The following is a 14,549-nucleotide window of genomic DNA, read 5'->3' as shown; positions in this document are numbered from 1 at the left end:
CTGAGCCGCGGCGCCAGCGGGGCGGCCGCATCGGCGACGGGCGGCGGCTCGGTCGCGGGCGTGCCCGCGACGGCGGCTTCAGGGGATCGCGGCGCCCACTGCTGGGCGACATAGGCGACCTCGAGCGCGAACAGCGCGCCGATGATCGCCGCATAGACGAAGTTGGCCTTGTTCATGGCCTGATCTCTCTCTCCCGGCGCCCCGCTCTTTCGGCGGTTGGCTGACAGTGTCGTCAGCTCGACAGTGCCTGAGCGCAGGCGCCGCTGCAACAGCGACTTCACATGCCGCTCCCGAAAAGTTGACGAAACGGCGATTGACAAACGAAGACCGCCCACGGCCGAGCCGGGGCGGTCCCATTGTCGGAGGATGCGTCCCGCGAGCCGATCAGCCGAAGCGGCCGGTCACGTAGTCCTGTGTCTTCTGATTCTTGGGCGAAACGAAGATGTCGTTGGTCGGCCCGTATTCGATCAGCTTGCCGAGCAGGAAGAAGGCGGTCTGGTCGGAACAGCGCGCCGCCTGCTGCATGTTGTGGGTCACGATCACGATCGTGAACTCGCTCTTGAGCTCGTCGACGAGCTCCTCGATGCGCGCGGTCGAGATCGGGTCGAGCGCCGAGGTCGGCTCGTCGAGCAGGATCACTTCCGGCTTCACCGCGATCGTGCGGGCGATGCAGAGGCGCTGCTGCTGGCCGCCGGACAGGCCGAGCGCCGAGGCGTGCAGCCGGTCCTTGACCTCGTTCCATAGCGCGGCCTTGGTCAGGCACCACTCGATGCGCGCTTCCATGTCGGCCTTCGACAGACGCTCGTGCAGGCGAATGCCATAGGCGATGTTGTCGTAGATCGACATCGGGAACGGCGTCGGCTTCTGGAACACCATGCCGACACGGGTGCGCACCACGGTCGGCTTGGCCTTGGCGTCGACCAGGTTCTCGCCGTCGAGCAGGACCTTACCCACGGCGCGCTGGCCCGGGTAGAGGTCGTACATGCGGTTCAGAACGCGCAGCAGCGTGGACTTGCCGCAGCCCGACGGGCCGATCATCGCGGTCACGCGCCGATCCGGCACGTCCATGTTGATCTTATGCAGGGCGTGGTTCTCGCCGTAGTAGAAGTCGAGATCCTCGATCTTGATCTTCGGCGCGGCATTGGGGTCGAGCCCGGCGCGTCCCGTGGCGGCTGCGAGCTTACCGATCTCGGCGCTGTTGATGTTCATGGCTCAGACCTTCTTTCCACCCGACAGGACGAGACGAGAGACGATGTTCAGCGCGAGAACGCCGACAGTGATGATGAGGGCGCCGGCCCAGGCGAGCGCGACCCATTCGTCGAACGGGCTACCGGCGTATTGATAGATCGCCACCGGCAGACTGGCCATGGGCTTCGTCATGTCGAACGACCAGGACAGGTTGCCGAGCGAGGTGAACAGCAGCGGCGCCGTCTCGCCGGCGGCGCGGGCGATCGCCAGCAGCACGCCGGTGACGATGCCGGCGCGGGCCGCGCGCCACAGCACCGAGCTCACCACCATCCAGTGCGAGGCGCCGAGCGCGAAGGCCGCCTCGCGCAGCGCCGAGGGCACCAGGCGCATCATGTCCTCGGTGGCGCGAACGACCACCGGCAGGATGACGACCGCGAGCGCGATCGAGCCGGCCGCCGCCGAGAATCCACCGAACGGTTTGACGACGAGCTGGTAGACGAACAGGCCGATCAGGATCGACGGTGCCGACAGGAGCACGTCATTGACGAAGCGCACAGCGCCCGCGACCCGGCTCTTCTCGCCCATCTCGGCGAGATAGGTACCGGCGAGCACGCCGAGCGGCGCGGCGATCACGACCGCGATGCCGACCTGCACGAGCGTGCCGACGATCGCGTTGGCGAGGCCACCGCCCTTGCCCGGCGGCAGGGTCGGCATCGTGAAGACCGACAGGGACAGCGCCGAGAAGCCGCGGATGAACAGCGTCCACAGGATCCAGGCGAGCAGCACGAGGACGAAGACCGCCAGCGTCGAGGCGACGGACTTCATGATCGTGTCGTGGAGGGTACGGCGTTGCAGAAGGTTCATGGCCTATCCCCTCACTTGAGCCGGCTCTTCACCAGCCAGCGCGCGAGCGCCAGCACGATGAACGAGATCACGAACAGGGCGAAACCGAGCTCGAGCAGCGCGTGCAGCTTGAGGCTGCCCGGACCCGCCTCGGGGAACTCGTTGGCGATGGTCGAGGCGATCGAGGAGCCCGGCGCCAGGAGCGACGTCGACAGCCGGTTGGCGTTGCCGATCACGAAGGTGACGGCCATCGTCTCGCCGAGCGCGCGGCCGAGGCCGAGCATGCCGGCGCCGACCAGGGCCGACCGGCCGTAGGGCAGCGAGATGTTGCGGTAGACCTCCCAGGTCGTCGAGCCGATGCCGTAGGCGGCTTCCTTGAGCACCGGCGGCACCGATTCGATGATCTCGACGAACATCGCGCTCATGAACGGCACGATCATCAGCGCCAGGATCAGGCCGGCGGTCAGGATGCCGGTGCCCATCGGGGCGCCCTGGAACAGCATGCCGATGAACGGGATCGGCCCGAGCGCGGCGATCAGCGCCGGCTGGATCGTCGAGGCCATGATCGGCGCCACGACGAAGAAGCCCCACATGCCGAAGATGATCGACGGGACGGCCGCCAGAAGCTGGATCGCCATGCCGACCGGCCGGCGGATCCGCTGCGGCGCCACTTCGGTGAGGAAGAAGGCGATGCCGAAGGAGACCGGGACGCCGACGATCACGGCGATGATCGAGGTGATCAGCGTGCCGTAGAGCATGACGAGCGCGCCGTAGCGCTCGGTCACCGGGTTCCAGTCGGGCGAGGTGAAGAATTCGAGCCCGAACGCCTGCAGGACCGGAAAGCCGCCCTGGAACAGGAGCACGAGAATGGCGCCGAGCGTGACGAGCACGACGGCACCCGAGGCGATCAGGACAGCGCGGAACAGCGTGTCGCGCCAGAGCCCGCCACCATGGAAGATCGACGGTTTGTCGCCGTCGTGTGTCGCGGACGGTGTGGGCAAGGCTGCGGTCTGGTCTGTCACGACGTCCCCCGAAATTGAGCTCTGCGAATGGCCGAACGCTCCGGCCGGTTCCCGCTTGACGAGCCGAAACCGGTGCGCGGTCACCCGCGCACCGGCCCCGAATGTCAGATCACTTGAAGATCGCGGCGCCCGAGGCGTCCTTGATCTCGGCCTTCCACGCGGCGCGGACGGCGTCCTGCACCGACTTCGGCAGCGGGATGTAGTGCAGCTTGGTGGCAACCTCGCCGCCCGAGGCGTAGGCCCAGTCGAAGAACTTCATGACCTCGGCCGAAGCCGCGGCGTCCTTCGGGTCCTTCGGGAGCAGGATGAAGGTGGCCGACACGATCGGCCAGGTGTTGTCACCGCCGGTGTTGATCATGCTGGCGGCGAAGTTCTTGGCGCCGGCCCAGTCGGCGTTCGAGGCGGCAGCCTGGAAGCCTTCGACGGTCGGCGACACGAACTTGCCGGCCTTGTTCTGCAGCTGGGTGGTGGTGAGCGCGTTGGCGGCGGCGTAGACGTACTCGACGTAGCCGACCGCGCCCTTGGCGTTCTTGACCGCGCCGGCGACGCCGTCGTTGCCCTTGGCGCCGTTACCGGCCGGCCACTGCACCGACGTGGCGGCGCCGACCTTGCCCTTCCAATCGGCCGAAACGTCCGAGAGGTAGGTGGTGTAGACGTAGGTCGTGCCAGAGCCGTCCGAACGGTAGACCGGCAGAACGGCGAGGTCCGGCAGCTTCACGCCTTCGTTGAGCTTGGCGATCGCCGGGTCGTTCCACTTGGTGATCTTGCCGAGGTACATGTCGGCGAGCACCGGGCCCGAGAGCTTCAGCTCGTTCGGCTTGATGCCGTCGAGGTTCACGATCGCGACCACCGAGCCGATGACGGTCGGGAACTGCAGCAGCTTGCCCGAGGCGAGCTTGTCGTCGGCGACCGGCGCGTCCGAGGCGCCGAAGTCGACGGTGCGGTTCAGGATCTGGGTCTGGCCGCCGCCCGAACCGATCGCCTGATAGTTCAGGCCGTTGCCGGACTTGGCCTTATACTCCGCCGCCCAGGCGGTGTAGACCGGGGCCGGGAAGGTCGCGCCCGCGCCGGTGAAGTCGGCGGCATGGGCGGTGCCGGCGGCCATGCCGACGGCCACGAGCGGGAGGGCGAAGCGACGGACCGAAGCCGCGAACGCGGTGAACATGGGAAAGTCTCCGTTTTGACCGGCACTGCGCGGGGGCGCGTACCCGTTCGGAACCCGATGAGAGGCCCCGTGGCCCACCCATCGATTTGCGCGGCGACTTTCCTCACGGTCTGTGAAACTTCGATGACAAACGTGACGAGAAACCGTCATTTTGACTATGACACGGCATCCGACACGGAAAAACGGCCGGAACGACGCCGTTCCGGCCGCAAGACCGACGATTTCACTCGGATTAGCGATCGTCAGCGACCGATGCGCCGGATGTCCAGGCGCACGTCGCCGACGGGGAAGAACAACAGCGACACGGTCGCGGTGTTGAGCGCCCGGCCCGGCCCCGCCGGCACGATCTCGTCGGCAAAGCGCAGGTCGTAGGCGCCGCCGTCCTTCTTCCTGACCGTCGCGGTGTAGTCGAGCGTGATGCGACCGCCGAGGTCGCGCACCGTCGCCTCGCCGATGACGTCCTCGCGCGTGCCGACGTAGCGGCCAGGCCCAACCTTGGTGAAGCGCCAGGTCTTCCGGTCCCGCTCGCCGTCGGCATAGACGAAGTCCTCGACCAGCGTCAGCGTCTTGCCGTCCCAGGAGCCACGCATCTTGGCGACGAGATCGCGGCGGTTGCCATCGATGCGGCTGACGAACGAGCCCTGCGCGACCAGCCGGCCGACGAAGAAGCTCTCCAGCGAGAACGGCTTGTCCTGGCGTTCCTTCGTCATCGGCGCCGGACGATGATGCTGCGCGGCCGCGGCCGGCGTGGTCGTCGAGACCGTCCCGGCGACACCGGTGACGGCGAGCGTGGCGAGAGCGATCAGGATCTTGCGCAAGACGGTCCTCCCGGCCGGATCCGCATCCGGCGCGTCACGGTTTCGATGTCCGTCTTACGCAAGCGCGCGCCGAGGGGATCACGTCGCCGCTCGAGCGCGTCCTTCTTCGCCGGTGCGAGAAGGCCGTCAGCGAAAATCGGCCGGCAGCGGCGCCTCGAAGGTGACCGCACCGCGACGCGGATGCCGGAACGCGATCCGGTATGCATGCAGCATGAGCCGCGGCGCCGGCCAACCGTCGTAGAGCCGGTCGCCGAGGATCGGATGACCGATCAGACGCGTGTGGACGCGGAGCTGGTGCTGGCGGCCGGTCTCCGGGAACAGCGCCAGATCCGAGACGTCGTCGGCCGTGCCGACCACCTCGTAGCGGGTCGCGGCCGCGAGCGCACCCGGCGCCCCCGGCTCGGCCGCGACCATGCGGGCCGCGCGGCGTCTCGACCTTGACGAGCGGGATCTCGATCCGCCCCTTCGCCGGCTCCGGCCGGCCGGAGACCCGGGCGCGATACTCCTTCTCGACCGCGCGCGTCGCGAAGGCCTTGCCGAGCACGGCCGCGATCGCCCGCGACTTCGCCGCGACCAGCAGCCCGGACGTGTCCTTGTCGAGCCGGTGCACCAGCACAGGCCGCTCGCCGCGCTCATCGACGAGGCGGGCGAGCAGATGGTCGAGATCGCGGTCGGTGCGCGTGCCGGCATGGACCGCGAGGCCCGAGGGCTTGTCGAGCACGAGGATGTCGTCGTCCTCATGGAGGACGAGCCCGCGCAGGAAGGCGAGATCCTCGGGCCCGAGCGGCTCGACCGGAGCGGCCGCGGCTGCCTCCCGCGGCAACCGCGCCGCTCGCGTCGCTTCGTCCCCGGCTCGGGGAGACGTCGTGTTTCGTCCGGCCGCGCCCCCGGATCGGCGATCGCGACGATCGCCTCCGCCGCGAGCCGGTCGGTCGCCTTGGCGCGCTTGCCGTCGACCGTCAGACGGCCCCGCTTGAGGAGGCTCGACAGCGAGCCGAACGGCACGTCGGGAAAATGGATGCGCACGAACCGGTCGAGCCGCATGCCTTTTTCAGAGATGTGGACGCGACGCTCGGCCATCGGCTCGTCTCCTGATACCCGAGGCGCCGGCGCCCAGGCCGGCGCCCGTGTCTCAATCCTCGTCGCTGTCCGCGGCCGGATCGTAGGCCGAGGCGTCGAGGCCGAGCAGGTTCCAGGATTGCAGCATGTGCGGCGGCAGCGGCGCGGTGACGTCGATCGTCCCCCGCCCGCGCGGATGCGGCAGCACGATCCGCCGGGCGAGCAGATGTAGCTTGTTCTGGATGCCGCCGGGCAGCTCCCAGTCGCGCTTGTCGAAATATTTCGGATCGCCGACGATCGGATGGCCGATATGGGCGGTATGGGCGCGCAGCTGATGGGTCCGGCCGGTGACCGGCTTCAAGGACAGCCAGGAGAGCCCCTGCCCCGCCTGATCGACGACGCTGTAATGCGTCATGGCATGGACCGCGCCCTCGTCGCCGTGGCGGGCGATCTTCATCCGCTCGGCCTCTTCCTCGCGGGCGAGCCAGGTGGAGATCTTGCCCTGCCGCGGCTTCGGCACGCCGGCGACCAGCGCCCAATAGATCTTGCGGGCATTGCGCGACCGGAAGGTCGCGGCGAGCTCGGCCGCGATCGCCCGGCGCTTGGCGATGACCAGACAGCCGGCGGTATCCTTGTCGAGCCGGTGCACGAGCCGCGGCACCTGACCCTGCTTGTCGGCCAGCGCCTCGAGCATCTTGTCGACGTGGCGCGTGATGCCCGAGCCGCCCTGCACCGACAGGCCGGCCGGCTTGTTCAGCACCATGACGTCGTCGTCCTCGTAGAGCACGATCGACTTCAGGAACGCCGCATCGCCGTCCGACGGCTTCAGCGGCCGCTTTTTCGCGATCTCCTCGGCCTCCGCGCCGGCGTCCTTGCCGTCGGTCGGCAGCGGCGGCACGCGCACCATCTGGCCCGGCAGCAGCCGCGTCGAAGTCTCCGCGCGCTTGCCGTCGACGCGCACCTGGCCCGTGCGCACGAGCTTCTGCAGCGCGCCGAAACCGAGCCCGGGAAAATGCGCCTTGAACCAGCGATCGAGCCGGAGCCCGGTCTCGTCCTCGGTGACGGCGATGGTCTGAACGGTGGCCATGATCGTTCCTGTTGCGATCGTTCCCGTGTCGCCGATCAGGCCGCCGCTTGCAAGGGGCGGCACCTCATGGACGAAGCATCGCCTCGCCGCAGGCCCGCGAAAATCTAGCCGGCAGGGTATGACGGCGCCTGATCCTGTAAGATCAGGCGGCCGACCGAGGCTGAATTCGATCAAGCTTATCGGCGAGCGCCTCCGCAGCGAGGCCGAGGTCGTAACGGCTCTGCATGTTCATGAACCACTGCGGATCGACATCGAAAAAGCGCGCCAGCCGAAGCGCGATATTGGCGGAAATGCCTTGGCGTCCCCGACAAATGTCGTTGACCCGGCTGCGCGGCACCTCGATCGCCTTCGCGAGCGCGTAGACCGACAGCCCCATCGGCTCCAGGAACTCCTCTCGCAACACGGTGCCGGGGTGGGGGATCGGAATGTCACGCGCCATAGCTGACCTCAATGATAGTCGCAGAATTCGACGTCGAACGCGTCACCCTCACGCCAGACGAAGCAGATGCGCCACTGTTCGTTGACCCGGATCGAATGTTGTCCGGCCCGATCGCCAGAAAGCGCTTCCAGACGATTGCCCGGCGGAATGCGCAGGTCTGTGAGCCGCGTCACGGTATCGATCAGGAACAACTTGCGAAGCGCGCGCTCGGCCACAGTCCGGTCGATGCCCTTGGGCACTATACCTGCGTGCAGGTTGGCGGTCCTCTTGTCCTTGAACGACCTGATCATCGCACCCCCGCGATCAACGTACCTCATCATAGTACGTCAAGCAAGCGATCCGCCTCCCGCCCCTTTGCGGCCGCGTGCGCGATCGCCTAAATCAGCTCAGTCGTTCCGGAGACCCTGCATGCGCCGATTCTCGAGCGTCCTGACCGTGATCGCCCTCCTCGCCGCGACCGGCGCCCCTGCGCAGGCCGAGACCCGCGTTGTCCCGGAGTCGAAGGCGCAACTCCAGCTCTCCTTCGCGCCGATCGTGAAGCGCGCCGCACCGGCGGTCGTCAACGTCTATGCCTCTCGCACGCTGCGTGCGCAGGGCATGTCGCCGATGTTCGACGATCCGGTGTTCAAGCGCTTCTTCGGCGACAACCCCTTCGGCATGCCGCGCGACCGCGTCGAATCCTCGCTCGGCTCCGGCGTGATCGTCGATCCGAGCGGCCTGATCGTCACCAACCATCACGTCATCAAGGACGCGACCGAGGTGAAGGTCGCGCTCGCCGACAAGCGCGAGTTCGAGGCCGAGATCGTTCTGAAGGACGAGCGGACCGACCTCGCGGTCATCCGCATCAAGGAACGGGGCGCCTTCCCCTTCGCCCAGCTCGGCGATTCGGATGCGCTCGAGGTCGGCGATGTCGTGCTGGCGATCGGCAACCCTTTCGGCGTCGGCCAGACCGTGACGCAGGGCATCGTCTCCGCGCTCGCCCGCACGCAGGTCGGCGTCGCCGATTTCCGCTTCTTCATCCAGACCGACGCCGCGATCAATCCGGGCAATTCGGGCGGCGCGCTCGTCGACATCAACGGCAAGCTGGTCGGCGTGCCGTCCGCGATCTACTCGCGCTCCGGCGGGTCGATCGGCATCGGCTTCGCGATCCCCGTCTCGATGGTGAAATTCATCGTCGAGCAGGCCCGCAACGGCGGCGTCGTGCGCCGGCCCTGGCTCGGCGCGACGCTGCAGACCGTGACGCCCGACGTCGCCGAGAGCCTCGGCCTGAAGCGCCCGCAGGGCGCGCTGGTCACCGGTGTGGTCGCCGGCGGGCCAGCCGCTCGCGCGGGCCTCAAGGTCGGCGATCTGGTGCTGACCATCGACGGCATCGACGTCGACGATCCCGACGCCTTCGGCTATCGCTTCTCCACCAAGCCGCTCGGCGGCGTGACCAGGCTCGACGTCCAGCGCGGCAGCGCAACCCGGCCGATCGAGGTGCCGCTGATGAGCGCGCCCGAGACCACGCCGCGCGACGAGCGCAAGATCGACGGCTATTCGCCCTTCGGCGGCGCCACGGTCCTGAACCTGTCGCCCGCCGTGATCGAGGAACTGCACGTCAACCTCTCGGGCGAGGGCGTCGTCGTGAAGGAGGTCGTCCCCGGCTCGCCGGCGAACCGCGTCGGCTTCCAGAAGGGCGACGTGGTGCTGGAGGTGAACGGCCAGAAGGTCGACACGACCCGGACGCTGGCGCGCATCGCGCAGTCCGATCCGGGCATCTGGCGGCTGGCCGTCCAGCGCGACGGCCAGGTGATCCGCATGGCGTTCCGGTGACGCCGAACAAGCAGGAGACGAACCGGTGAGCGATCTCTTCGCGGCCGCAGGCATGGAGAAGCAGGCCCCCCGCCCGCTCGCCGACCGCGCGCGCCCGAAGACGCTCGCCGAGGTGGTCGGCCAGGACCATCTGGTCGGCCCGGACGGCACCATCACACGCATGCTCGAGACCGGCACGCTCGGCAGCCTTATCTTCTGGGGCCCGCCCGGCACCGGCAAGACCACCGTCGCGCGCCTGCTCGCCCACGAGACCGATCTCGCCTTCGAGCAGGTCTCGGCGATCTTCACCGGCGTCGCGGATCTGAAGAAGGTGTTCGAGACCGCCCGTGCCCGCCGCCAGATGGGCAAGGGCACGCTCCTGTTCGTCGACGAGATCCATCGCTTCAACCGCGCCCAGCTCGACAGCTTCCTGCCCGTGGTCGAGGACGGCACCATCGTGCTGGTCGGCGCCACGACCGAGAACCCGTCGTTCGAGCTCAACGCCGCGCTCCTGTCGCGCGCCCATGTGCTGGTGTTCAAGGCGCTCGACGAGGACGGCATCGAGAAGCTCTTGCAGCGCGCCGAGGCCGAGATCGGCCGGCCGCTACCGCTCGACGAGGATGCGCGCGCGAGCCTCCGCCGCATGGCGGACGGCGACGGCCGCGCCTCGATCACGCTCGCCGAGGACGTGTTCCGAGCCGCCCGCGCCGGCGAGATCTTCGACGCCGCAAAACTCGGCGAGATCGTCCAGCGCCGCGCGCCGATCTACGACAAGGGTCAGGACGGTCACTACAATCTGATCTCGGCGCTGCACAAGTCGGTGCGCGGCTCCGATCCGGATGCCGCGCTCTACTATCTCGCCCGCATGCTCGACGCCGGCGAGGACCCGCTGTTCCTCGCCCGCCGCATCGTGCGCATGGCCGTCGAGGACATCGGCCTCGCCGATCCGCAGGCGCTGGTGGTCGCCAATGCCGCCAAGGACGCCTACGATTTCCTCGGCAGCCCGGAGGGCGAACTGGCGATCGCCAACGCCGTCGTCTATGTCGCGACCGCGCCGAAATCGAACGCGGTCTACACCGCCTGGAAGGCCGCGCAGCGCGTCGCCAAGGAGGCCGGGTCGCTGCTGCCGCCCAAGCACATCCTGAACGCGCCGACCAAGCTCATGAAGGCCGAGGGCTACAGCGACGGCTATCGCTACGACCACGACCAGCCCGACGCCTTCTCCGGCCAGAACTATTTCCCGACCGCCCTCGGCCGAAAGACCTTCTACGAGCCGGTCGAGCGCGGCTTCGAACGCGAGATCCGCAAGCGGCTCGACTACTGGTCCCGGCTCCGGCGCGAGCGCGGCGAGCCGTGATCGGCGCCGCAGTCGACGCTGGGCCAACCCGCAGGCCGTCAGCCGTGCTGCCGACATTTCAATCACGAGCCCGCGACGGGGCCATTTTCGAGCCCTTCCGCCTTTGCGGGAAGCGGAGCCTTGCCGCTATGCTCCCGCCGCGTTTCGGCGCTCCCACGGCTGCGCTTTGACCCGAAGGGCCCCATGACTCCGTTGAACTTTCTCCTGGTCTTCGTCGGCGGCGGCATCGGTTCGGTGCTGCGCTATCTGGTCAGCATCACCGCGCTCCGGCTCTATGGTCCGCATTTCCCGCTGGGCACGCTCGCGGTCAACGTGATCGGCTGCGCCACCATGGGCGCGATCGCGGCCTTTGCGATCTGGCGCGGGCCGGGCGGCACGAGCGAGACGATCCGCATCTTCTTCATGACCGGCATTCTCGGCGGCTTCACCACCTTCTCGGCCTTCGCCCTCGACACGATGGTGCTCTGGGAGCGCGGCGATGTCGTGCTTGCCGGTGCTTACGTCCTGATCTCGGTCGGCGTATCGCTCGCCGTCATCGCCGCGACCATGGCCGGCACCCGCATGCTGCTGGTCGGCTGAGCGCCGCGGCGCTCTGTTCGCCCCACCGAAACCCGCCTACATCGCTTCGCCGCGGGCCGCCCCCCCGAGCAAACAAAACCCCCGCCGAAAGGCGGGGTTCGAGGGAAAGTGGACGAGCGGCCGAGGCCGCCCTCCCCTTCATGTCCGGCGGCTCACGCCTCGGCGGCTTCGGCCGCTTCGGCGCGGGCGCGATCGGCGGCGCCCTTGGCCGAGACGTCGCGATCGACGAACTCGATCACGCCGACGGCGGCGTTGTCGCCATGACGGAAGCCGGCCTTGAGCACGCGGGTGTAGCCGCCGTTGCGCTCCTTGTAGCGCGGGCCGAGCACGTCGAAGAGCTTCTTGACGGCCGCCTCGTCGCGGATCTGCGCGACGGCGTTACGGCGCGAGTTCAGGTCGCCACGCTTGGCGAGCGTCACCAGCTTCTCGACGATCGGACGCAGGTCCTTCGCCTTCGGCAGGGTGGTGACGATCTGCTCGTGGGTGATCAGCGAAGCCGCCATGTTGGCGAACATCGCCTTGCGATGTTCCCAGGTGCGGTTCAGCTTACGGCCGGCGTTGCCGTGACGCATGGTATCTCTCCGGTCTTCTCCGGGGCCGCCTCGCGCGGGCCCGGGCGGCAATGCCGCTCGTCTGGCCAGTCCCGGCGACATGGCCGGGACCCCAGTCGCCGGCGCGAAGCCGTCGAACCGAAGTTCCCCCGGGCATGTCACATCCGGGTGTCGAAGTCTTTGTCGGCGCTCCTCCCGAAAGACGAGCCGCCTCAGTCCTGTCGACCGGGTTCCTACCCGATCCACACCGGAGCCGCAACCGCGGCTCCGGAAACCTCAATCCATCGCCGCAACCGCGGCTCCGGAAACTCGCTCCAATGCCGCAACCGCGGCTTTGGAAAAGCGTGTCGGTCCCTGCCCCCGTCCGAAACGGACGAGGATCAGAGCTGGTGATCCTCGTAGCGCTTGGCGAGCTCTTCGATGTTCTCCGGCGGCCAGTTGGTGACCTCCATGCCGAGATGGAGACCCATCTGGGCGAGAACTTCCTTGATCTCGTTGAGCGACTTGCGACCGAAGTTCGGGGTGCGGAGCATCTCGGCTTCGGTCTTCTGGATCAGGTCGCCGATGTAGACGATGTTGTCGTTCTTCAGGCAGTTCGCCGAACGCACCGACAGCTCGAGCTCGTCGACCTTCTTGAGCAGCGCCGGGTTGAAGGCGAGCTCCGGAACCTTCTCCTCGACCGATTCCTTGCGCGGCTCTTCGAAGTTCACGAAGATCGCGAGCTGGTCCTGGAGGATGCGCGCCGCATAGGCGACCGCGTCTTCCGGCTTCACCGAACCGTCCGTCTCGACCGACAGCGTCAGCTTGTCGTAGTCGAGAACCTGGCCCTCACGGGTGTTCTCGACGCGATACGAGACCTTCTTGCACGGCGAATAGAGGCTGTCGACCGGGATGAGGCCGATCGGCGCGTCCTCGGGACGGTTGCGGTCGGCCGGGACATAGCCCTTGCCGGTGTTGACCGTGAACTCCATGCGGATCTCGGCGCCCTCGTCGAGGGTGCAGATCACGAGCTCGGGGTTCAGGATCTCGACGTCGCCGACGGTCTGGATGTCGCCGGCGGTCACGACGCCCGGGCCCTGCTTGCGCACGACCATGCGCTTCGGACCCTCGCCCTGCATCTTGACGGCGATTTCCTTGATGTTGAGGACGATGTCGGTGACATCCTCGCGCACCCCCGGGATCGACGAGAACTCGTGCAGCACGCCGTCGATCTGCACGGCGGTCACGGCCGCGCCCTGCAGCGACGACAGCAGGATGCGCCGCAGCGCGTTGCCGAGGGTCTGGCCGAAGCCGCGCTCGAGCGGCTCGGCGACGACGGTCGCGACCCGCTTGGCGTCATCGCCGGCCTTGACGTCGAGCCTGTTCGGGCGGATCAGCTCTTGCCAATTCTTATGGATGGTCACGGTCGCACCCTTCACGGTTTCGGGCGGCTCTCCGGACCACGATCGGACCAGAGACCGCCCTACCCTATCGAGGGGAAGATCGGCAGCCGAGGCGTGACGCCGCGCCAAAGACCTTCCTCTTTCTGCTCTTCCATCTCGCGGATCCCCGCGCCCACACGGCGCTCGGGATCCGGAACGCCCGTGCGGTCGACGAGGACCGCGCGGGAATTGCGGTCCCGCACGGCCGGACGGCCATGCGGGACAGATCGAACGATCAGACGCGACGACGCTTGCGCGGACGGCAGCCGTTGTGCGGGATCGGGGTCACGTCGCGGATCGAGGTGACCATGAAGCCCGACGCCTGGAGGGCGCGCAGCGCCGACTCACGACCGAGACCCGGACCGCGGATCTCGACCTCGACGGTGCGCATGCCATGCTCCTGGGCCTTGCGCGCCGCGTCCTCGGCCGCGATCTGCGCGGCGTAGGGGGTCGACTTGCGGGAGCCCTTGAAGCCGAGCGCGCCGGCCGACGACCAGGCAATCGTGTTGCCCTGCGCGTCGGTGATGGTCACCATGGTGTTGTTGAAGGTCGCGTTGACGTGCGCGACGCCCGACGAAATATTCTTGCGCTCGCGGCGGCGAACGCGCTGGGCTTCCTTGGCCATATCAGTTCCTTGTCTTCGATCTCGACGCCGCCGTACTGCCAGCGGCTCCACCGGGTGACCGCGCTCAACAGCGCGGCGCCCTCATGATCACTTCTTCTTGCCGGCAATCGGCTTCGCCGGACCCTTGCGGGTGCGGGCGTTGGTGTGGGTGCGCTGACCGCGGACCGGCAGGCCGCGACGGTGGCGCAGGCCACGATAGCAGCCGAGATCCATCAGCCGCTTGATGTTCATCGCCACTTCACGGCGGAGGTCGCCCTCGACCATGTAGTCGCGGTCGATCACTTCACGGATCTGCAGCACCTCGGCATCCGTCAGGTCCTGCACGCGACGCTCGGGCGCGATGTTGACCTTCTCGGTGATGTCCTTGGCGTTCTTCGCGCCGATCCCGTGAATGTACTGAAGCGCGATGATCACGCGCTTGTTCGTCGGAATGTTCACGCCTGCAATGCGGGCCACGGCTCTTCTCCAGTCGCTCCGTCCGGCGGTCCCGGACGTTTGTCTGTGGCGCCCGCTCCGGATCCCCGGCTCGGTCACGCCACCCCTCCCCGTCCCTCGGCTCACGCCGGCGGACGTCTCGGGGCTCATCCTTCCAGCCCGCGTTCCC

At 68.0% G+C, this 14,549-nt stretch carries 16 protein-coding genes and 1 pseudogene; 3 read left to right on the top strand and 14 right to left on the bottom strand.

Going from position 1 to position 14,549, the window contains the following annotated elements:
- Positions 1-384: 384 nt before the first annotated feature.
- The 10 genes and pseudogenes from pstB to ABS361_04640 all read right to left on the bottom strand — a co-directional run bounded on the left by pstB (position 385) and on the right by ABS361_04640 (position 7,911).
- Entirely contained in the window at positions 385-1,209 is an 825-nt protein-coding gene (gene pstB / locus ABS361_04685) for a phosphate ABC transporter ATP-binding protein PstB (GenBank protein ID XBY45579.1), read from the bottom strand.
- 3 nt (positions 1,210-1,212) lie between these two features.
- Entirely contained in the window at positions 1,213-2,013 is an 801-nt protein-coding gene (gene pstA / locus ABS361_04680) for a phosphate ABC transporter permease PstA (protein ID XBY46807.1), read from the bottom strand.
- Positions 2,014-2,063: 50 nt separating this feature from the next.
- A complete protein-coding gene (gene pstC / locus ABS361_04675) occupies positions 2,064-3,053 on the bottom strand; it encodes a phosphate ABC transporter permease subunit PstC (protein ID XBY45578.1) in 990 nt (329 codons plus the stop codon).
- A gap of 109 nt (positions 3,054-3,162) precedes the next feature.
- Positions 3,163-4,158 carry a phosphate ABC transporter substrate-binding protein PstS gene (gene pstS / locus ABS361_04670; protein ID XBY46806.1) on the bottom strand — a complete coding sequence of 332 codons (996 nt, stop codon included), beginning with the start codon at positions 4,156-4,158 and terminating at the stop codon, positions 3,163-3,165.
- A gap of 302 nt (positions 4,159-4,460) precedes the next feature.
- Positions 4,461-5,036 carry a DUF3833 family protein gene (locus ABS361_04665; protein ID XBY45577.1) on the bottom strand — a complete coding sequence of 192 codons (576 nt, stop codon included), beginning with the start codon at positions 5,034-5,036 and terminating at the stop codon, positions 4,461-4,463.
- Positions 5,037-5,162: 126 nt separating this feature from the next.
- Entirely contained in the window at positions 5,163-5,450 is a 288-nt protein-coding gene (locus ABS361_04660; protein XBY47006.1) for a hypothetical protein, read from the bottom strand.
- 34 nt (positions 5,451-5,484) lie between these two features.
- Positions 5,485-5,757, bottom strand: a pseudogene (locus ABS361_04655) (RNA pseudouridine synthase).
- A 411-nt stretch (positions 5,758-6,168) separates the two neighbouring features.
- Complete coding sequence (locus ABS361_04650) at positions 6,169-7,182, bottom strand: RluA family pseudouridine synthase (GenBank protein ID XBY45576.1); 1,014 nt, start codon at positions 7,180-7,182, stop codon at positions 6,169-6,171.
- A 142-nt stretch (positions 7,183-7,324) separates the two neighbouring features.
- A complete protein-coding gene (locus ABS361_04645) occupies positions 7,325-7,621 on the bottom strand; it encodes a HigA family addiction module antitoxin (GenBank protein XBY45575.1) in 297 nt (98 codons plus the stop codon).
- Positions 7,622-7,629: 8 nt separating this feature from the next.
- Positions 7,630-7,911: a type II toxin-antitoxin system RelE/ParE family toxin gene (locus ABS361_04640; protein ID XBY45574.1), complete on the bottom strand. Its 282-nt coding sequence runs from the start codon at positions 7,909-7,911 to the stop codon at positions 7,630-7,632.
- Positions 7,912-8,029: 118 nt separating this feature from the next.
- On the opposite strand from ABS361_04640, the gene ABS361_04635 reads away from it, so the two are divergent.
- The 3 genes from ABS361_04635 to crcB all read left to right on the top strand — a co-directional run bounded on the left by ABS361_04635 (position 8,030) and on the right by crcB (position 11,348).
- Positions 8,030-9,433 carry a DegQ family serine endoprotease gene (locus ABS361_04635; GenBank protein XBY45573.1) on the top strand — a complete coding sequence of 468 codons (1,404 nt, stop codon included), beginning with the start codon at positions 8,030-8,032 and terminating at the stop codon, positions 9,431-9,433.
- A 52-nt stretch (positions 9,434-9,485) separates the two neighbouring features.
- The gene (locus ABS361_04630) at positions 9,486-10,769 is read left to right on the top strand and encodes a replication-associated recombination protein A (GenBank protein XBY46805.1); all 1,284 of its coding nucleotides are present in this window, start codon (positions 9,486-9,488) and stop codon (positions 10,767-10,769) included.
- Between the two features lie 183 nt (positions 10,770-10,952).
- Positions 10,953-11,348: a fluoride efflux transporter CrcB gene (gene crcB / locus ABS361_04625; protein ID XBY45572.1), complete on the top strand. Its 396-nt coding sequence runs from the start codon at positions 10,953-10,955 to the stop codon at positions 11,346-11,348.
- Between the two features lie 152 nt (positions 11,349-11,500).
- On the opposite strand, the gene rplQ is transcribed toward crcB, so the two are convergent.
- The 4 genes from rplQ to rpsM all read right to left on the bottom strand — a co-directional run bounded on the left by rplQ (position 11,501) and on the right by rpsM (position 14,401).
- Complete coding sequence (rplQ, locus tag ABS361_04620; protein XBY45571.1) at positions 11,501-11,920, bottom strand: 50S ribosomal protein L17; 420 nt, start codon at positions 11,918-11,920, stop codon at positions 11,501-11,503.
- A gap of 359 nt (positions 11,921-12,279) precedes the next feature.
- Positions 12,280-13,317, bottom strand: coding sequence for a DNA-directed RNA polymerase subunit alpha (locus tag ABS361_04615; GenBank protein XBY45570.1), 1,038 nt, complete (start codon positions 13,315-13,317; stop codon positions 12,280-12,282).
- Positions 13,318-13,555: 238 nt separating this feature from the next.
- Positions 13,556-13,945, bottom strand: a complete 390-nt coding sequence (gene rpsK, locus ABS361_04610; protein XBY45569.1) for a 30S ribosomal protein S11 — start codon at positions 13,943-13,945, stop codon at positions 13,556-13,558.
- Between the two features lie 87 nt (positions 13,946-14,032).
- A complete protein-coding gene (gene rpsM / locus ABS361_04605; protein ID XBY45568.1) occupies positions 14,033-14,401 on the bottom strand; it encodes a 30S ribosomal protein S13 in 369 nt (122 codons plus the stop codon).
- Positions 14,402-14,549: the final 148 nt, after the last annotated feature.

Source organism: Ancalomicrobiaceae bacterium S20 (assembly GCA_040269895.1).
Taxonomy (GTDB): Bacteria; Pseudomonadota; Alphaproteobacteria; order Rhizobiales; family Ancalomicrobiaceae; genus Methyloraptor; species Methyloraptor flagellatus.
The sequence above is the reverse complement of the archived record's forward strand: the minus strand, read 5'-3'. Positions and strand labels throughout refer to the sequence as shown.